This is a genomic window from Streptomyces actuosus (assembly GCF_016921115.1).
Classification (GTDB): Bacteria; Actinomycetota; Actinomycetes; order Streptomycetales; family Streptomycetaceae; genus Streptomyces; species Streptomyces actuosus_A.
The window spans coordinates 372,511-389,677 of the sequence record NZ_JAFFZS010000002.1; the positions used below are offsets into that span (position 1 = coordinate 372,511).

A 17,167-nucleotide genomic window follows, 5' to 3' on the forward strand; every position below is an offset into this window, starting at 1 on the left:
CGACCGCGGTCCCGCCGGGGTGCGACCGCGCGGGACCCGCCACCGCGACTGCGGCGGCAGCAGACCTTCCGGCCCTGTGCGGCGGGCCTCGGCCGCCCCGGCCGGGCGAGGCCGCGATCGCCGCCGTGCCGCGATCGCCGCCGTGCCGCGGGCGCAGCACCGCCTCCACCGACGGGGCGTCGCAGGAGTCCCTGACGTGCTCCACCCGCACATCGTCTCCCGGGGAAGAGAGCCCCCCGACCGTCCAGCACGCCCCGGTGAACCGATCCCGGGTCCGTTCCCGTTCCCGTCCCCGGCGGTTCAGGAGGCTGCGGACGGGGACTGAGGACCGGGCCTGAGTGCTCATGGCGGGTGATGGCCGGTGCGGTGGCGGCTCGGCGGCGTTCCCCACTGACGTGTGAAGGCCCGGGAGAATGCCGATACCGAGGTGTAGCCGACGCTCCTGGCCACGGCCGGCAGCGCGTCGGCGGTGTCACGCAGGCGCCGGCCGGCCAGTTCCAGGCGCCAGCGGGTGAGGTAGGCCAGGGGAGGCTCGCCGACGAGATGCGTGAAGCGCCGGGAGAGCGTGGCGCGGGAGACACCCACCCGCTGTGCCAGTTCCTCGACGGTCCAGGGGCGGGCCGGGTCCTCGTGCAGGAGGGAGATCGCGGCGGCGACCTGCGGGTCACGCAGGGCCCAGGACCCAGGAGGCGCCGTGCTCGCCCTGATCTGCGGTCCACCGGCGCAGGATGTGGACGAACAGCACGTCGGTCAGCCGGTCGACGACCGTCCGGGAACCGGGCCGGGGTTCGGCGAGTTCGGCCGTGAGCCTCCGGAGGGTGTCGGCGAGCTCGCTCCGCTCGGGCACGCCGCCGTCGGCAGCGGGCAGCACCAGCACCGGCGGGAGGGTGAGCCCCCGTCCCCACCCCCGGCCACACCGCCGGGTCGGTGTCGGTCCTCACCGAAGCGGGGGACCTCGTCGCGGGAGACCTGATCGCGACACCGCTGCTCGGACTACTGCCCCACCGGCCCTGGAACCCGCCCTTCCATGACGACCCCCTCGCCGATCTGGCCAGTCTCCGGCGCATGCTCGACCTGGGCCCCGAGCGGCTGCACCCAGGCCACGGCGGGATCCTGGAGCCCGACCGGGTGCGGCGTCGGGTGGTGAAGGAGCAGCGACGGCTGGAGCGGTCGGAGGCGAAAGGGCGGTTGCGGGCACGCGTGGACGACGACGTCGCCGGCGATGTCTGAGAGCCCGTCACCACCTCGCGTCCCACCGCCGCCCCTGAAGAGGTCCCCACCGGCACGGTGCTGTACGGGGTGCTGTGCGGGCCGAGGTCGTGCGGGCGCCAGGGGCGGGGCGCCGTGCGGCGCGCCGAGTGCCGGATCGGGGGCCGCCCCGTCCGGATGATGGACGGGGCTCCTCATGCGTACGTGTTGTATCTATCCTGTGGGCATGTCACCCGCCCCACCCGCACCCGTCAAGCAGCCCCCCGCCGCCGACCGCGTCTACAGCCACGTCAAACAAGGCGTCCTGGAACGCCGTTACGAAGGCGGCACCCTGCTGACCGAGGGTGAGCTCGCCGAAGCAGTCGGGGTCTCACGGACCCCGGTGCGCGAGGCGCTGCTGCGGCTGGAGGTGGAAGGGCTGATCAAGCTCTACCCGAAGAAGGGCGCACTGGTCCTGCCCGTCTCCGCACAGGAGATCGCGGACGTCGTCGAGACCCGGCTGCTCGTCGAGGAGCACGCGGCCCGCAAGGCGGTGCCCGCCTCCGCCGCGCTCGTCGAGCGGCTGGAGCGGCTCCTGACCGAGCAGCGGGCCCAGGCCGCAGCGGGCGACTTCGCCGCCGCCGCCACCACCGACCGGTGCTTTCACGCCGAGATCGTCCGCAGCGGCGGGAACGAGATCCTCTCCCGCCTGTACGACCAGCTCCGGGACCGGCAGCTGCGCATGGGCGTCGCCGTCATGCACTCCCACCCCGACCGCATCGCCAAGACCCTGGCCGAGCACGCGGAGATCCTCGACGCACTGCGTTCCGGTGACGCGGAGGCGGCCGTGGCCGTCGTCCACCGGCACGTCGGATGGTTCTCCCACCTGGCCCGGGGAGAGGTGCGATGACGCCCTCCCCGGCCTCCGCGGCCGGGCTGCGGGGTGATCCGCCCGGCGGGCGGCGCGCGACGGCCGTCTGGGCCGTCGGCGTCTCCGTCTACTTCGTCGCCGTCATCTTCCGCACGTCCCTCGGCGTGGCCGGACTCGACGCCGTCGACCGTTTCCACGTCGGCGCCTCGGCGCTGTCCACCTTCTCCATCCTCCAGCTGCTGGTCTACGCCGGCATGCAGATACCCGTCGGCCTCCTGGTCGACCGGCTCGGCACCAAGAAGGTGCTCACGATGGGGGCGGTGCTCTTCACGGCCGGGCAGCTCGGCTTCGCCTTCTCCCCCTCGTACGGCACCGCCCTCGCCTCCCGCGCCCTGCTCGGCTGCGGTGACGCGCTCACCTTCATCAGCGTGCTGCGGCTGGGCACCCGCTGGTTCCCGGCCCGGCGCGGACCGCTCGTCGCCCAGCTCGCCGGCCTCGTCGGCATGGCGGGCAACCTCGTCTCCACCCTCGTCCTCTCCCGGTTGCTGCACGGCCTGGGCTGGACCGCGGCGTTCGGCGGGAGCGCGCTGGCCGGAGCCGTGGTGCTGCTCCTCGTGACCCTCTTCCTCAAGGACCACCCCGAGGGCTTCGAGCCGGAACCGCCGGCGCACCGGGGTGCCGCCTACGTGCGCCGCCAGATCGCCGCCTCCTGGCGTGAGCCGGGCACGCGGCTGGGGCTGTGGGTGCACTTCACGACCCAGTTCCCGGCGATGGTGTTCCTGCTGCTGTGGGGCCTGCCCTTCCTGGTCGAGGCGCAGGGCCTGACCCGGGCCACGGCCGGTGAGCTGCTCACCCTGATCGTGCTGTCCAACATGGCCGTCGGCCTCGTCTACGGCCAGATCGTCGCCCGCCACCACGAGGCACGGCTGCCACTGGCGCTCGGTACGGTCGGGGCGACGGCCCTGATGTGGGCGGTGACGCTCTCCTACCCCACGCTGGCCTCCGCCGACCGGGCGCCGATGTGGCTGCTGGTCGTGCTCTGCGCGGTGCTCGGCGCCTGCGGGCCCGCGTCGATGATCGGCTTCGACTTCGCGCGCCCGGCGAACCCGCCGGAGCGGCAGGGCACGGCCTCCGGCATCACCAACATGGGCGGTTTCGTCGCCTCGATGACCACGCTGTTCGCGATCGGGGTGCTGCTCGACGCGACCGGCGACAACTACACCGTCGCCTTCTGCGCGCTGTTCGTGCTCCAGGCGGTCGGGGTCAGCCAGATCCTGCGGCTGCGGCGGCGGGCCGCCCGGCGGGAGCGGGAACGGCTGGTCGCCAGCCGGGTGGAAACGGTGCACGTCCCTGCGTGACGGCGGTCGGTGGCCGACGCCGGCCCGCCGGCAGCCGGCCGGTCCAGGCGGCCGGCCGGTCCAGGCGGCCGGTGTGCGGTCCCGGGTGGGCGGACCGGGCGAAGCGGTGTGCGGTCCCGGCATCCCGCGACGTCCCGTCCCGGGACGCCGCTGCACGCAGTTCCTGCCGGGGCGCCGCGGCGCGTCGGCCGCTGTCCGGGGGCACCGGTGCGCGGTGGCCGTGCCCGGCGTCGGCGCCGGCCCGGGGGCGGGGCGCGCGCACCGCCTCACGGAGCGCCCCCCGCTGCGCCCGCCCACCCGTTCGGTGCCGCTTCCGGTTGCCGGACCGCCCACGGATCGATCGAGGGCTCAGGGCCGCCCACAGCCGTGCGGAGGCGGCGTGAGCACTACTGCGTCACCGTGAGGTTGCGCAGGATCGCCGACGCCAGGTTCTGGTCGCCCTCCTGCTTCAGCCGGTCCGACACCGCCTCCACCGTCACCCGGCCGCAGGCCAGACGGACGAAGGTCTCCCAGTCCAGGGTGAGAGCGGCGGCGGGGCCGAGAGCAGGAGCGGTCTCCAGGGTGCCGCGGCCCTGGATGTCGATGCGGATGGTGCGCAGGAACTCCACCGGCCCGTGCACGTCGAAGACGACGGCCGAACTGCGGGGAGCCTGCGCGCGCTCGGCGACGACGACCGGAAGCGCGTCGAGCAGGACGTCGCGGGCGACGAGCGCGCCCGGGGAGTCGAGATCGCCGGGCCGGCCGAGGGCGGTGCGCAGGTCCTGCTCGTGCACCCACACCGCGAAGGCGTGGTTGCGCATGGACTCCGCCAGGGTGAGCTCCGTGCCGAGGGGGCCGCGCACCTTGGTGCCCGGATCCCGGGTCTCGTTCCGCAGCTGGCGGTTGCGGCGGATGATCGTGTACTCCAGCTCGGACGTCATCTCCGGCGCCGTGTGGTGCCGGCGCACGTCGACCTGCATCTCCGTGTAGCGCTGGTGGTCGTTGGTCACGTGGAACAGGTCGCGCGGCAGGGTGTGGATGGGACGCGGGTCGCCGAGCATCTCGCAGTCCATGCCGATCACGTGCGACACGACGTCGCGCACCGACCAGGCCGGGCACGGGGTACGGCGGTTCCAGTCAGCCTCCGCCAGCGGCTGCACCAGCTCGGATATCGCTTCGATGGAGTGGGTCCAGGCATCGGCATAGGGCTGGAGAGTGGGATGCAGACTCACGGAACGGGACCCCTCGGCGGTTGGTACACGGGCAGGTTGTGGCGGCGTTGCCAGTGGGAGGTGGCTGCACTCGTCGGGTGTCTTGAAACTCCCCCCGGCTCTCGGCTTCGCTCAAGCTGGGAGGACCCCCAAGTTACGCTGCTCTGAGGCACCCCGGCAGTGCTTTCGTGTGACGATCGTAGGCCCGTGAGGACGTCCGTGGGGACGGCCCGGTGGACGGCTCGACGCCAGGACGGTGGTAGTGTGCGCGCTTCTCTCATCCAGATCGCCGTAAGCGAGGACGAATCGGTCGACTCGCGCCGGGAACGCCTCGCCGCACTGGTGCGAGAACAAGCCGGAGCCGCCGACCTGGTCGTCCTTCCCGAGTTGTGGACCACCGGGGCCTTCTCCTACGAGCGGTTCGGCACCGAGGCCGAGACGCTGGAGGGGCCGACCTGCGAGGCGATGGCCAAGGCCGCGAGCGACGCGGGCGTGTGGCTGCACGCCGGGTCCGTCCCCGAGCGGGACCCGGAAGGACCGCTGTACAACACGTCCGTCGTCTTCTCTCCCTCCGGTGAGCTCGCCGCCGCCTACCGCAAGATCCACCGCTTCGGCTTCGACGAGGGCGAGGCCGTGCTGATGGCTGCGGGGCGGGAACTGGTGACCGTCCGTCTGCCCGAGACGACCCTGGGCTTGGCGACCTGCTACGATCTCCGTTTCCCCGAGCTCTTCCGCGGCCTCGTCGACGCCGGTGCCGAGACCCTGGTGATCCCGGCAGGCTGGCCGGAGCGCCGCCGGGCGCACTGGACGCTGCTGGCTCAGGCGCGGGCGGTGGAGAACCAGGCGTTCGTGCTCGCCTGTGGAACGGCCGGGACGCACGCGGGAGTTCCGCAGGCCGGTCACTCGATCGTGGTCGATCCGTGGGGTGAGGTGCTGGCGGAGGCGGGCCCGGGCGAGGAGGTGCTCCGCGTCTCGTTCGACCCGGCGAAGGTGGCCGCGACGCGAGACCAGTTCCCCGCGCTGAAGGACCGCGTGCTGGGGCTGGGGACACCGCGCCGGTGACCCGCGGCGCCCTGCGACGGGGACACTCCCCGAGCCGTCGGACACCCCGCGCCCCCGGTGCCGGTCGAGCGGGCCGGGTCGGGTCCACTCCGGTTCGGCAGTGCGTCGAAGGGGCGCGGGGAACGGCGCGACCGGCCACGACGTCGCCGCGGTCCGCCGCAGACGTCGTACCGCGGCGCGTCCGGCGGAGCGCTCAGTCCTCCTCCCGCTCCTTCTCCGCCAGCTGGATCACGCACACCGCCACCGCGATCAGCAGTGCCGGGTCCGTGTCCTCGCGGACGACGTCGACGCCGTAGGTGTCCCGGACGGTGAGCCAGCGGCGGGAGACGACGGCGAGGAGTTCCCCGTCGTACTCGACGGCGAACTCGCGGTCGAGGATCTTGCCGCTGACGTCGAGATCGGTGCCGTCGACGAGGGACACCCGGTAGTGGTTGCGCAGCAGCGACAGCCGCTTGCGGCGGATCCTCGCCAGCGGTTCGTCGTCCCGCTCGATGACCATGGTGTCGCGCAGGGCGAACAGTTTCTGCCGGACGTCGACGAGCACCCGCCCGTCCGCGTCCTTCAGCTCGAAGGTGTCCCGAAGCCGCAGGGCCTTGCCGTCGACGAGGAAGACCTTGTCGCCCCGGTCGTCCTCGATCCAGTAGTCGTCGCCGAAGCCGAGGAGCCGTTCCCGTACGAGGTATCTCATGGGGTCACCGGTTCCCCGCCGGAGGGTCCGAAACGCCGCCGGTAGGCCGACGGACTGAGCCCGGTCTCCTGGCGGAGCCGGGCCCGCAGGTTGGCGGCGGTGCCCAGGCCGCTGCGCGCGGCGACCACGTCCAGCCTCTTCTCGCCGCGCTCGATGAACCGGCGGGCGAGGTTCACGCGCTCGCCTGTCAGCCACGCGAGCGGCGTCGTCCCGAGCTGCGCGCGGAAACGCCGGTGGAGGGTGGCCTGGCTGACCCGCGCGCGGGCCGCGAGGTCGGCCACCGTCAGCGGTTCACCGAGCCGCTCCTGCGCCCACGTCAGCACCGGGGCGAGAGACTCGTCCCTGATGTGCGGCACCGGACGTTCCACGAACTGCCGCTGTCCGCCGTCGCGGTGTGCCGCGAACACCAGACGCCGGGAGACGTGGTTGGCGATCTCGGCGCCGTGGTCGCGGCGAACGACGTGGAGGCTGAGGTCGAGCGCGGAGGCGCTGCCCGACGCGGTGAGGATGTCGCCGTCGTCGACGAACAGCACGTCCTGGTCGAGGCGCACGCCGGGGAAGCGGGCCCGGAAGGAGTCCGCCCACATCCAGTGGCAGGCCGCCGGGCGCCCGTGCAGCAGCCCGGCCTCCGCGAGGGTGAACGCGCCGGAGCAGAAGCCGACGAGGCGCGCCCCGCGCGCGTGGGCGCGGCGTACGGCGTCCAGTACGTGCGGGGCCCGCGGGGCGTCGGTGTCGGGCCGGTTCGGCACGATGAGGGTGTCGGCCTCCTCGGCCGCCCCGAGGTCCGCGACGTCGCTGAGGGTGAAGAACCCGTCCCGCATCCGGGTCCGGGGCTCGGCGGCGCACAGCCGGAAGTCGTAGAGGTCCCGGCCCAGCTCGGGGCGCGGCAGTCCGAAGACCTCGATGGCGCAGCTCATCTCGAACGGGTTGGAGTTCTCGTCGACCATCAGCACGACGCGGTGCGAGGATTCTTGCGGCATGTGCAATTTCTAGCACTCGTGCGCCAGGACCGCCGCGGCGACCATGGCGTCATGCGATCCAGCGAACCCGTCTCCCTGCCCGCCGCCCTCGCCTCCTTCACCGAGCAGTGGAGCCCCCGCATCGTCACCGCCGTCAACGACTACGACGTGCGCGTCGCCAAGGTCGAGGGCGAGCACCTCTGGCACGTCCACGACCACACCGACGAGTTCTTCCTGGTCCTGGCCGGCGAGCTGCACATCGCCCTGCGCGAGGCAGGCGGCGAGCGCACGGTGGTCCTCCCCAAGGGCTCCGTCTTCACCGTCCCCCGCGGCACCGAGCACAAACCGTACGCGCCCCTGCCCACCGAGATCCTGCTCCTCGAACCCACCGGGACCCTGACCGTCGGAGACCGCCACGACGACGTACCGGACCACGTGGACGCGACGACGGGACACCCGCTGACCTGACCGCCGGTGGCGGGCGGGCCCCTCGATCCATGACCCGCTCCGCATCGCGCCGCGTCCGTGAGAAGGGCCCCGGGCCGGCAGGCCCCGGGCCCGGCCCTCTCGGAGCGGGCCCACCGTCTCGGTGTGGCCGCCGCTCCCGGGACGCGGTGCGGCACTAGAGGCCGTAGCCGCCGGGCGTGTGGTGGTGGTCCCGTTCCCCTTCGACGACGGGGGTCGTGGACGGCACCACCACGCGCCGGCGCCGGTAGATGCCGCTGAAGGTCGCCACGCCGATCAGCCCGACGGCCATCAGGATGATGCCGACCAGGTCGAGATCGACTCCCTCCATGTGCCAGTCGGTCGCGAACGCGAGGATTGCTCCCGCGGCGATGAGAACGATGCACCCGCCGAGGCCCATGAAGGTCGCCTCCCTGTCCGGTCGTTGTGTGGAATCCGGGTACCCGCCCGGACGACGGACATGCGCCGCAACGGAACTGACCGGTGCCGCACCAGGCGACGTTCGCCCCGTCGCGACGCCCGGCACGCACGCTCGCCGCACCGGACGAAAGCCCGAGTACATCCCGTACGAGGGCTTCCGTCCGGCACACCGGGAGCACGCACCGGACGCCGCTCCTCGACGGGCGAACGTCGCCTGCCGCGGCACTAGCCGTCGAGGAACGCCACCAGTGCGTTCGCCAGCAGGTGCGGGTCGTCCACGCCGCACAACTCGCGGGCGCTGTGCATGGACAGGATCGCCACGCCGATGTCGACGGTCCGGATGCCGTGGCGGGCCGCGGTGATGGGGCCGATGGTGGTGCCGCAGGGCATGGAGTTGTTGGAGACGAAGGACTGGAAGGGGACGTCCGCCTTCTCGCACGCCGCCGCCCAGATCGCGCGGCCCGAACCGTCGGTGGCGTAGCGGTTGTTGACGTTGACCTTCAGGATGGGGCCGCCGTTGACCCGGGGGTGGTGCGTGGGGTCGTGCCGCTCGGCGTAGTTGGGGTGGACGGCGTGGCCGGTGTCGGAGGACAGGCACACGGTGCCGGCGAAGGCCCTGGCCCGGTCCTCGAAGGTGCCGCCGCGCGCGAACACCGAGCGCTCCAGGACGCTGCCGAGCAGCGGGCCGTCGGCGCCGGTGTCGCTCTGGGAGCCGTTCTCCTCGTGGTCGAAGGCGGCCAGGACGGGGATGCAGGGCAGGTCGCGTCCGGCGACCGCGGTCAGTGCGGCCACGCCGGCGTGCACGGACAGCAGGTTGTCCATGCGGGGGCCCGCGACGAGGTCGCGGTCGCGGCCGAGGTGGGCGGGCGGCTCCACGGAGTGGACCATGAGGTCCCAGCCGGTGATCTCGCCCTCGGCGAGACCCGTCTCCTCCTCCAGGAAGGCGATGAGGTCGCCGTCGCGCACGGTGTCGGCGAGTCCCCACACGGGCTGGAGGTGGCGCTGCTTGTCGAGCTTGAGGCCGTCGGCGTTGACCGAGCGGTCCAGGTGGATGGCGAGCTGCGGGACGCGCAGCAACGGGCGGTCCACGTTCAGCAGGCGGGTGGAGCCGTCCCGCAGGGTGAGACGGCCGGCGAGGCCGAGGTCGCGGTCGAGCCAGGAGTTCAGCAGGGGGCCGCCGTAGATCTCGACGGCCACCTGGCGCCAGCCGTGCGCCCCGGTGTCCGGCAGCGGCTTGACGCGCAGGTTGGGGGAGTCGGTGTGTGCGCCGACGATCCGGAACGGCGTGTGCGCCGCCGCGCCCTCGGGGACGTACCAGGCCACGAGGGCACCGCCGCGCAGCACGTACTTGCCGCCGCTGGTCCCGTCCCAGGCGTCCGTCTCGGCGACCTGCCGGAAGCCGGCCTTCTCCAGACGCGCGGCCGTGTTCGCCACTGCGTGGTACGGCGACGGGCTCGCCGCGAGGAAGGTCATCAGGTCGTCGGTGTGGCCGCGGTCGAAGCGTGAGGGTTCGCTCATGGGGTTCACCTTAACGACGGACGAGGGCCCGCTCCCGGGCAAAGGGAGTGGGCCCTCGTGAGGAGGGTGTGGAAGGAGGTTCAGCTGTCCAGAGCTGTCCTTTGCTGTCCCATGCGTCCTAGAACGCGGCCTCGTCCAGCTCCATCAGGTCCAGCTCGACGCCCGCGGCGATCTTGCGGGCCAGGGTGACGCCGGGCAGGACGTTGGCCGCGAAGAACTTCGCCGCCGCGATCTTGCCGGTGTAGAAGGCCTTGTCCTTCGCCGTGGCGGTCTCCAGCTTCTCGGCGGCGACCGCGGCGCCCCTGAGGAGCAGGTAGCCGACGATCACGTCACCGGAGGCCATGAGCAGGCGGGTGGTGTTGAGGCCGACCTTGTAGATGTTCTTGACGTCCTGCTCGGTGGCGGCGAGGTCGGTCAGCATCAGGCCGACGATGGCCTCCAGCTCGACGGCGGCCTTCGCGAGGTGCTCGCGGGCGCCGGTCAGCTCCTCGCCGCCGGTGCCGAGGGCGAGGAACTTCTTGATGTCCTCGGCGACGGAGTTGAGGGCCGCGCCCTGGTTGCGGACGATCTTCCGGAAGAAGAAGTCCTGGCCCTGGATGGCGGTGGTGCCCTCGTACAGGGTGTCGATCTTGGCGTCGCGGATGTACTGCTCGATCGGGTACTCCTGCAGGAAGCCGGAGCCGCCGAAGGTCTGGAGCGACTGGGCGAGCTGCTCGTAGCCCTTCTCGGAGCCGTAGCCCTTGACGATCGGCAGGAGCAGGTCGTTGAGGGCGTGCTCGGTCTTGGCGTCCTCGCCGTTCGCCTCCTTGACGGCGATGGCGTCCTGGACGGAGGCGGTGTGGAGGACGAGCGCGCGCATGCCCTCCGCGTACGCCTTCTGCGTCATCAGCGAGCGGCGCACGTCGGGGTGGTGCGTGATGGTGACCTTGGGCGCCGCCTTGTCCATGAAGTTCGCCAGGTCGGGACCCTGGACGCGCTCCTTGGCGTACTCCAGCGCGTTGAGGTAGCCGGTCGACAGGGTGGAGATCGCCTTCGTGCCGACCATCATGCGGGCGAACTCGATGATGCGGAACATCTGGCGGATGCCGTCGTGCTTGTCGCCGATCAGCCAGCCCTTGGCGGGGTGCTGGTCGCCGAACGTCATCTCGCAGGTGTTGGAGGCCTTCAGGCCCATCTTGTGCTCGACGTTGGTGGCGTAGACGCCGTTGCGCTCGCCCAGTTCGCCGGTCTCGAAGTCGAAGTGGTACTTCGGGACGAGGAAGAGGGACAGGCCCTTGGTGCCGGGGCCGGCGCCCTCGGGGCGGGCGAGGACGTAGTGGAGGATGTTCTCCTCCATGTCGTGCTCACCGGAGGTGATGAAACGCTTCACACCCTCGATGTGCCAGGAGCCGTCCTCCTGCTGGATCGCCTTGGTGCGGCCGGCGCCGACGTCGGAGCCCGCGTCGGGCTCGGTGAGGACCATGGTGGAACCCCAGGTCTTCTCGACGGCGATCCGGGCGATCTTCTTCTGGACCTCGTTGCCCTCCTCGAAGAGGATGTTGGCGAACGCCGGGCCGGAGGAGTACATCCACACGGCCGGGTTCGCGCCGAGGACGAGCTCCGCGTACGCCCAGATCAGGGAGGGCGGGGCGGTGGTGCCGCCGATCTCCTCCGACAGGCCCAGGCGCCAGTACTCGGAGTCCATGAAGGCCTTGTAGCTCTTCTTGAAGGAGGCCGGGACCGGGGCCGTGTTGGTCTCCGGGTCGAAGACCGGCGGGTTGCGGTCGGCGTCGGTGAAGGACTCCGCGAGCTCGTTCTCGGAGAGGCGGGTCAGCTCCTCCAGGATGCTCTTGGCGGTCTCGGTGTCCATCTCCTCGAACGGGCCGGTGCCGTACAGCTTGTCGCGTCCCAGTACTTCGAAGAGGTTGAACTCGATGTCTCGGAGATTCGACTTGTAGTGCCCCATGGCGACGGCTCCGTTGAAGAGGGATCGGCGAGGCACTGGATGTGGATCCTCGCACTAGTTCACGTACCAACAAGTAGCTCCGATGATGCTACCCGTCGGTAATAAGAAGCAACCCCGATCCCCTCATCTGTGACTCGTTACTCTTTGGGGCATGTACGGATACGGCCAGACCATGGACGGTGGCACCGCGCAGCAGCAGTACGCCGGGCCCCAGCAGCCGATGTCCGGCGGATACGGGCAGCAGCCGCCGCTGTACCCGGAGCCGTCCCCGCCCTCGCTCGCGGACGCGGTGCGCGCCTTCACCACCGGTCAGATGTCCGCCGAGGACTTCCAGCAGATCTTCGCCACGTCCAAGGTGTACTGCCCGCGGGGGGACACCCCGGGCTTCCTCGCCCTGCACAACACCCAGCAGCCGGTGATCCCCATGTTCACCTCGCTGAAGGAGTTGCGCCGGTACGCGGGCAAGGAGTCCAAGTACTTCGTGATCACCGGTGCGGAGGTGATCGACCTGCTGCCGACCGGCTACGGCTTCGTCGTCGACATGGAGGGTGAGCACCGCATGGTCTTCGACGCGAAGGCAGTCGAACAGATGGTCGACTTCGCGATGCGCCGGATGTACGGCTGAGGCCGTCGTCCCGATGTGCCGGGCGCACGGCTGACGCCGTCGCCCCCCGTGCTGCTCGTGCGGCCGCTTCCGTCGTTCCGATGCGCCGGACGTGCCGCTGAGGCCTCTGTTCCACGGCTGGACCGTGGCGCGAGCCCGGAGGGAATGCCCTCCGGGCTTTCTTCGTTCAGGGTGGCAAGAAGTTCAACGCTCAACTAAAGTGAGCGTAGACCGAGGAGGTACCGACATGCCTGCAGTGACCGTCGAGAACCCGTTGACGCTGCCCCGCGTGACCGCTCCCGCCGACGCCGCGGCACGCCCCGTGCTGGCGGTCACGACCGCGCCGAGCGGATTCGAGGGCGAGGGCTTCCCGGTGCGCCGGGCGTTCGCGGGGATCAACTACCGCCACCTCGACCCGTTCATCATGATGGACCAGATGGGTGAGGTGGACTATCAGCCCGGGGAGCCGAAGGGCACGCCCTGGCACCCGCACCGCGGCTTCGAGACCGTCACCTACATCATCGACGGGGTCTTCGACCACCAGGACAGCAACGGCGGTGGCGGCACCATCACCAACGGCGACACCCAGTGGATGACGGCCGGCGCCGGCCTGCTGCACATCGAGGCCCCGCCGGAGCACCTCGTCATGTCCGGAGGGCTCTTCCACGGCCTCCAGCTGTGGGTGAACCTCCCCGCCGAGGACAAGATGATGCCCCCGCGTTACCAGGACATCCGTGGCGGCAGCGTCCAGCTGCTGACGTCCCCGGACGGCGGCGCGCTGCTGCGCGTCATCGCCGGTGAGCTGGACGGCCACGCCGGTCCCGGCATCACCCACACGCCGATCACCATGGTCCACGCGACGCTGGCGCCGGGTGCGGAGATCACCCTGCCGTGGCGCGAGGACTTCAACGGCCTCGCCTACGTGATGGCCGGGCGCGGATCGGTCGGCGCCGAGCGGCGCCCGGTCCACCTGGGCCAGACCGCGGTCTTCGGCGGCGGCGGCTCGCTGACCGTCCGCGCCGACGACAGGCAGGACTCCCACACGCCCGACCTGGAGGTCGTCCTCCTCGGCGGACAGCCCATCCGTGAGCCGATGGCCCACTACGGCCCGTTCGTGATGAACACCAAGGACGAGCTGATGCAGGCCTTCGAGGACTTCCAGAAGGGCCGCCTCGGAACGATCCCGGCCGTGCACGGGATGCAGGAGGGCGGTCTGTAGGACGTGCCGGACCGGCCCCGGGGAACCGGGGCCGGTGCGTCGTGGTCCCTGTTCCGGCCGGACGATCGCCGCCTTCGCGGGGCCGCGCGCCGACGGACGCCGGCGCGAGCCGACGGGCACAGGGGGCGATGCGAGTGGGCGCAGGGCGGCCCGGACGACGGCCGGCAGGGGCGGAGCACCGGGCTCCGCCCCTGCCGTCGTCCGTGCGCGGGCCGCAGGACCGGCACCGGAACCCGCACCGCGCCCCTGCCGGCCGCCCGTGCCGGCGGCTCACTCCGCCGGGCGTCCCCCGCGCGACGGAGGGCCGGGGGGTGTGGTCGGGTGGTGAGGGTGCAGGAGCCCTCCCCCTCGCCGCTGCCCGCAGCCGTCCGGCGGCTCGCCGCCTGGTGCGTCGTCATCCTGCTCGTCGCGGGCGTCGGCTGGGTCGGGATCCTGCTGTGCGCGGAGTTCCGCACGGCCGTCACGCCCGTGCTGCTCGCGCTGCTCGGTACGGCGCTGCTCGGGCCGCTCCACCGGCGCCTGCTGCAGGCCCGGGTCAACCGGTCCGTCGCCGCCGCCGTGACGTGCGTGGCCGTCGTCGCGGTGGTCGGCGGCGCCGTGTACATCGTCGTCGCCGCACTGGTCGACACCGGCGACCAGATCGTCTCCTCGCTGAAGGACGCGGCACGCAGCGTCGCCGATCACTTCGGGGCGGCCGGCACCTCGCTCGACGACCTCGCCACGAACGCCCGCGACCTGCTGGGCAGGTTCGGCGGGACCGCGGCCTCGGGCTTCCTCAGCGGGGTGAGCGTCGTCGCCCAGACCCTCGCCATGGCGGTTCTCGCGCTGCTGCTCGTCTTCTTCTTCCTGCGCGACGGCGACAGGGCCGTCGGCACCCTGCGCTCCCTCGCCCCCGGCGGCAGCGCGGACCTCCTGGAGGCCGTCGCCCGCCGGGCCTTCCGCGCCGTCGAGGGGTTCATGCGGGGCACCACCCTGATCGCCCTCATCGATGCCACGTTCATCACCGTCGGCCTGCTCGCGCTGGACGTGCCGGGGGCGGTGGGACTCGGGGCGCTGGTCTTCGTCGGGGCCTACATCCCCTATCTCGGCGCGTTCATCTCCGGGACCCTGGCCGTCCTCGTCGCGCTCGCCGAGCGCGGGTTCGTCATCGGGCTCTGGGCGCTCGGCGTCGTCCTCGCCGTGCAGGTGCTGGAGGGGCATGTGCTCCAGCCGGCGATCCAGAGCCGGACGGTGCAGATGCATCCGGCCGTGGTGATGCTGGCGATCACCGCGGGCGCGTCCGTCGCCGGGATCCTGGGCATGCTGCTGGCCGTGCCGGTCACGGCCGCCGCTTTCGGTGTCGTCGAGGAACTGCGGGCCCGCGCCACCGCGCCGTAGTCCGCGGCGTGCCCCGGCGCCGCCCACGCCTGTTCCGCGGCCCGTATCCCGCACCGACCACCCCGCCGCACCGCACCCCACGACGCCCCCGCACCCCGTACCGCGGCCCGCGCTCCCCGACGTGACCCGAGCGGTCCGCCGGTGCGTGCCTGCCGGGTCAGGCCTCCTTCAGGTCGACCCAGATGCTCTTGCCCTGGCCCCGTGGGGCCACCCCCCACGCGTCTGCGAGCAGTTCGATCAGCATCAGACCGCGCCCGGAGGACGCCAGCTCGCCCGGCCGGCGCACATGCGGCAGGTCGTCCCCGGCGTCGGTGACCTCGACCCGGAGCCGCCGGGCGCCGCTCTCGCCGGTGACCTCGGCCAGCAGGAGCGCGTCGGCGTCGGTGTGCACCAGGACGTTGGTGAGCAGCTCGGAGACCAGCAGCACCGCCGAGTCCACCTGGTCGGGGGAGGACCAGTCATGGAGGAGGTCGCGCAGCTGCCGCCGGCCGGTGGCCACGCGCTCCGGCTCGGCCTGCGCGACCGTCAGCATCATGCGGCGCACCGGCGGCCGGACCGCCGTCCCGTTCGCGCCCCGGCCGCCGCCCTGCCGGCACAGCAGGAGCAGGGCGATGTCGTCCTCGCGGCGGTCGGCGAGCGGGCCGGTGGTGTGGTGCGAGGAGGGCCCGTGCACGGCCCGGACGAGGGCGTCGGCGAGCTCTTCCAGATCCCCGTCCTCGCCGTCGTGCCCGTTGTGCTCCTCCATGACCCCCCGCAGGCGCTGCCAGCCGGAGTCCAGGTCGTGGCCGCCGGTCTCGACGAGGCCGTCGGTGCACATCAGCAGCGTCTCGCCGGGATCCAGGGTGAGCAGGGTGGTGGGGTAGTCGCTGTCCGGGTCGATGCCGAGCGGCAGCCCGCCGGCGGTGGTCCGCAGCATCACCGTGCCGTCCGGCATCCGTACGGCCGGGTTCAGGTGCCCGGCGCGTGCGGTCTCCACGATGCCGGTGACCGGGTCGACCTCGATGTACAGGCAGGTGGCGAAGCGCAGGCCGGCCATGTCGTCGTCGCTCTGCGTGAGTCCGTAGAAGAAGCGGGAGGCGCGCGAGAGCACCGCATCGGGCCGGTGGCCCTCGGCGGCGTAGGCCCGCAGGGCTATCCGCAGCTGGCCCATCAGGCCGGCCGCGTGCACGTCGTGCCCCTGGACGTCGCCGATGACGAGGGCGAACCGGCCGCTGGGCAGGGGGATCATGTCGTACCAGTCGCCGCCGACCTGGAGTCCGCCGCCGGTGGGGACGTAGCGGGCGGCGATGCTCATGCCGGGGATGCCCTTGCCGAGGGAGGGCAGCATCGAGCGCTGGAGCCCGTCGGTCAGCTCCCGCTCGGTCTCGGCGGCGCCGGCCCTCGACAGGGCCTGGGCCAGCATGCGCGCGACGGTGGTCAGGACGGACCGTTCGTCCGGGGTGAAGGCGACGGGATAGGTGAAGGCGGCCATCCAGGCGCCCATGGTGCCGCCCGCCACGGTCAGCGGCAGGAACGCCCAGGACTGCCGGTGGAACCGCTGGGCCAGCGGCCAGGTCAGCGGATAGCGCTCCCGGTACTGCTCCGGGGAGGACAGGTACACCGCGCGCCCGGTGCGCACCACCTCGGCCGCCGGGTAGTCGGTCTCCAGTGCCAGCTGGGCGAAGGGCCCCTCGTCGCCGGGCTGCTGCCCGTGGTGGCCGATGATCGTCAGCCGGTCGCCCTCCACGCCGAAGACGGCGAGCCCGTCCGGTGAGAAGCCGGGCATCGACAGCCCGGCCGCCACCCGCAGCACCTCGGCCGTGGACCGCGCCTCCGCCAGAGCACGGCCTGCGTCCAGCAGGAAGGCCTCCCGGGAGCGCCGCCAGTCGCCGGTGACGGCGCGGCGTCCCGCCGGGGTGCCCGGGGCGGGCTCGGCGACCTCCTGGAGGGTGCCCGTCAGCTCGAAGGCCCGCCTGACCGGATCGAAGGACGGCTTCGAGCGGCTGCGGACGACGCGGACGACGTGACCGCGCTCGTCCATGATCCGGATCCGGACCTCGGCCAGCGTGCCCTCGGCGACGGCGAGCTGGACGACACCGGTGATCTCGTTCCAGTCGACCGGGTGGAGCCGTGAGCGCACCTGCGCTTCGGTGAGCACGGCCTGCTCGGCGGGCAGCCCGAGCAGGCGTGCCGCCTCGGCGTCGAGGGAGACCTGACCGGTGGCGGTGTCCCAGTTCCACAGGCCGGTCGCGAGTGCGGAGAGGACCTCCCCCACGGAGGGCAGGGGTTCACCGGTGCGCATTGCCCCACTTTATGAAGAGACG

The 17,167-nt window shown here is 72.2% G+C and carries 16 protein-coding genes and 1 pseudogene; 8 read left to right on the plus strand and 9 right to left on the minus strand.

Translation table 11 applies throughout. The features are described 5' to 3' along the window. Nucleotides 1–342: 342 nt before the first annotated feature. Both JS756_RS04580 and JS756_RS04585 read right to left on the minus strand, forming a co-directional pair. Nucleotides 343–708 (minus strand): helix-turn-helix domain-containing protein, encoded by a 366-nt coding sequence (locus tag JS756_RS04580; RefSeq protein ID WP_307790328.1) that lies wholly within the window; start codon nucleotides 706–708, stop codon nucleotides 343–345. Next, nucleotides 665–877, minus strand: coding sequence for a cupin domain-containing protein (locus JS756_RS04585; RefSeq protein ID WP_205381601.1), 213 nt, complete (start codon nucleotides 875–877; stop codon nucleotides 665–667). The genes JS756_RS04580 and JS756_RS04585 overlap by 44 nt, the downstream gene beginning before the upstream one ends. Nucleotides 878–909: 32 nt before the next feature. Between JS756_RS04585 and JS756_RS04590 the strand changes: the two are divergent. The 3 genes and pseudogenes from JS756_RS04590 to JS756_RS04600 form a co-directional block, all read left to right on the plus strand. Next, nucleotides 910–1,230, plus strand: a pseudogene (locus JS756_RS04590) (MBL fold metallo-hydrolase); the annotation flags it as partial. 205 nt (nucleotides 1,231–1,435) lie between these two features. Then, complete coding sequence (locus JS756_RS04595; protein WP_240203218.1) at nucleotides 1,436–2,098, plus strand: GntR family transcriptional regulator; 663 nt, start codon at nucleotides 1,436–1,438, stop codon at nucleotides 2,096–2,098. Next, nucleotides 2,095–3,417 carry an MFS transporter gene (locus JS756_RS04600; RefSeq protein WP_240203219.1) on the plus strand — a complete coding sequence of 441 codons (1,323 nt, stop codon included), beginning with the start codon at nucleotides 2,095–2,097 and terminating at the stop codon, nucleotides 3,415–3,417. The genes JS756_RS04595 and JS756_RS04600 overlap by 4 nt, the downstream gene beginning before the upstream one ends. Before the next feature lie 386 nt (nucleotides 3,418–3,803). On the opposite strand, the gene JS756_RS04605 is transcribed toward JS756_RS04600, so the two are convergent. Next, nucleotides 3,804–4,628 carry a maleylpyruvate isomerase family mycothiol-dependent enzyme gene (locus JS756_RS04605; protein WP_205381605.1) on the minus strand — a complete coding sequence of 275 codons (825 nt, stop codon included), beginning with the start codon at nucleotides 4,626–4,628 and terminating at the stop codon, nucleotides 3,804–3,806. A 243-nt stretch (nucleotides 4,629–4,871) separates the two neighbouring features. Here JS756_RS04605 and JS756_RS04610 point away from each other — a divergent pair, with 243 nt between their 5' ends. After that, a complete protein-coding gene (locus tag JS756_RS04610) occupies nucleotides 4,872–5,669 on the plus strand; it encodes a carbon-nitrogen family hydrolase (protein ID WP_205381606.1) in 798 nt (265 codons plus the stop codon). A 193-nt stretch (nucleotides 5,670–5,862) separates the two neighbouring features. Here the strand turns inward: JS756_RS04610 and JS756_RS04615 are convergent, their stop codons facing one another. Next, on the minus strand, nucleotides 5,863–6,357 hold the full coding sequence (locus tag JS756_RS04615) for an LURP-one-related/scramblase family protein (RefSeq protein WP_205381607.1): 495 nt from the start codon (nucleotides 6,355–6,357) through the stop codon (nucleotides 5,863–5,865). Beyond that, nucleotides 6,354–7,337: a GlxA family transcriptional regulator gene (locus JS756_RS04620; RefSeq protein WP_205381608.1), complete on the minus strand. Its 984-nt coding sequence runs from the start codon at nucleotides 7,335–7,337 to the stop codon at nucleotides 6,354–6,356. Before JS756_RS04620 ends, JS756_RS04615 begins: the two co-directional genes overlap by 4 nt. Nucleotides 7,338–7,388: 51 nt before the next feature. On the opposite strand from JS756_RS04620, the gene JS756_RS04625 reads away from it, so the two are divergent. Beyond that, complete coding sequence (locus JS756_RS04625; protein ID WP_205381609.1) at nucleotides 7,389–7,784, plus strand: cupin domain-containing protein; 396 nt, start codon at nucleotides 7,389–7,391, stop codon at nucleotides 7,782–7,784. Nucleotides 7,785–7,938: 154 nt separating this feature from the next. On the opposite strand, the gene JS756_RS04630 is transcribed toward JS756_RS04625, so the two are convergent. From JS756_RS04630 to JS756_RS04640, 3 genes are all read right to left on the minus strand, one after another. Beyond that, complete coding sequence (locus JS756_RS04630; RefSeq protein WP_205381610.1) at nucleotides 7,939–8,181, minus strand: DUF6458 family protein; 243 nt, start codon at nucleotides 8,179–8,181, stop codon at nucleotides 7,939–7,941. Between the two features lie 245 nt (nucleotides 8,182–8,426). After that, a complete protein-coding gene (locus tag JS756_RS04635; RefSeq protein ID WP_205381611.1) occupies nucleotides 8,427–9,719 on the minus strand; it encodes a M18 family aminopeptidase in 1,293 nt (430 codons plus the stop codon). Nucleotides 9,720–9,837: 118 nt separating this feature from the next. Beyond that, the gene (locus JS756_RS04640) at nucleotides 9,838–11,664 is read right to left on the minus strand and encodes an acyl-CoA dehydrogenase (protein WP_205381714.1); all 1,827 of its coding nucleotides are present in this window, start codon (nucleotides 11,662–11,664) and stop codon (nucleotides 9,838–9,840) included. Nucleotides 11,665–11,815: 151 nt separating this feature from the next. Between JS756_RS04640 and JS756_RS04645 the strand changes: the two genes are divergently transcribed. The 3 genes from JS756_RS04645 to JS756_RS04655 all read left to right on the plus strand — a co-directional run bounded on the left by JS756_RS04645 (nucleotide 11,816) and on the right by JS756_RS04655 (nucleotide 14,864). Continuing rightward, the gene (locus JS756_RS04645) at nucleotides 11,816–12,289 is read left to right on the plus strand and encodes an SseB family protein (protein WP_205381612.1); all 474 of its coding nucleotides are present in this window, start codon (nucleotides 11,816–11,818) and stop codon (nucleotides 12,287–12,289) included. Nucleotides 12,290–12,515: 226 nt separating this feature from the next. Then, nucleotides 12,516–13,487 (plus strand): pirin family protein, encoded by a 972-nt coding sequence (locus JS756_RS04650; RefSeq protein ID WP_205381613.1) that lies wholly within the window; start codon nucleotides 12,516–12,518, stop codon nucleotides 13,485–13,487. Nucleotides 13,488–13,817: 330 nt separating this feature from the next. Then, a complete protein-coding gene (locus JS756_RS04655) occupies nucleotides 13,818–14,864 on the plus strand; it encodes an AI-2E family transporter (protein WP_205381614.1) in 1,047 nt (348 codons plus the stop codon). Between the two features lie 157 nt (nucleotides 14,865–15,021). On the opposite strand, the gene JS756_RS04660 is transcribed toward JS756_RS04655, so the two are convergent. Next, nucleotides 15,022–17,145 carry a SpoIIE family protein phosphatase gene (locus tag JS756_RS04660; protein ID WP_205381615.1) on the minus strand — a complete coding sequence of 708 codons (2,124 nt, stop codon included), beginning with the start codon at nucleotides 17,143–17,145 and terminating at the stop codon, nucleotides 15,022–15,024. Nucleotides 17,146–17,167 lie beyond the last annotated feature (22 nt).

What these genes read in the sequence shown, in the direction of transcription:
- JS756_RS04650 (WP_205381613.1), top strand. Translation starts at nt 12,516, where the DNA reads ATGCCTGCAGTGACCGTCGAGAACCCGTTGACGCTGCCCCGCGTGACC.
- JS756_RS04615 (WP_205381607.1), bottom strand. Translation starts at nt 6,357, where the DNA reads ATGAGATACCTCGTACGGGAACGGCTCCTCGGCTTCGGCGACGACTAC.
- JS756_RS04595 (WP_240203218.1), top strand. Translation starts at nt 1,436, where the DNA reads ATGTCACCCGCCCCACCCGCACCCGTCAAGCAGCCCCCCGCCGCCGAC.
- JS756_RS04640 (WP_205381714.1), bottom strand. Translation starts at nt 11,664, where the DNA reads ATGGGGCACTACAAGTCGAATCTCCGAGACATCGAGTTCAACCTCTTC.
- JS756_RS04620 (WP_205381608.1), bottom strand. Translation starts at nt 7,337, where the DNA reads ATGCCGCAAGAATCCTCGCACCGCGTCGTGCTGATGGTCGACGAGAAC.
- JS756_RS04660 (WP_205381615.1), bottom strand. Translation starts at nt 17,145, where the DNA reads ATGCGCACCGGTGAACCCCTGCCCTCCGTGGGGGAGGTCCTCTCCGCA.
- JS756_RS04635 (WP_205381611.1), bottom strand. Translation starts at nt 9,719, where the DNA reads ATGAGCGAACCCTCACGCTTCGACCGCGGCCACACCGACGACCTGATG.
- JS756_RS04645 (WP_205381612.1), top strand. Translation starts at nt 11,816, where the DNA reads ATGTACGGATACGGCCAGACCATGGACGGTGGCACCGCGCAGCAGCAG.
- JS756_RS04630 (WP_205381610.1), bottom strand. Translation starts at nt 8,181, where the DNA reads ATGGGCCTCGGCGGGTGCATCGTTCTCATCGCCGCGGGAGCAATCCTC.
- JS756_RS04625 (WP_205381609.1), top strand. Translation starts at nt 7,389, where the DNA reads ATGCGATCCAGCGAACCCGTCTCCCTGCCCGCCGCCCTCGCCTCCTTC.
- JS756_RS04600 (WP_240203219.1), top strand. Translation starts at nt 2,095, where the DNA reads ATGACGCCCTCCCCGGCCTCCGCGGCCGGGCTGCGGGGTGATCCGCCC.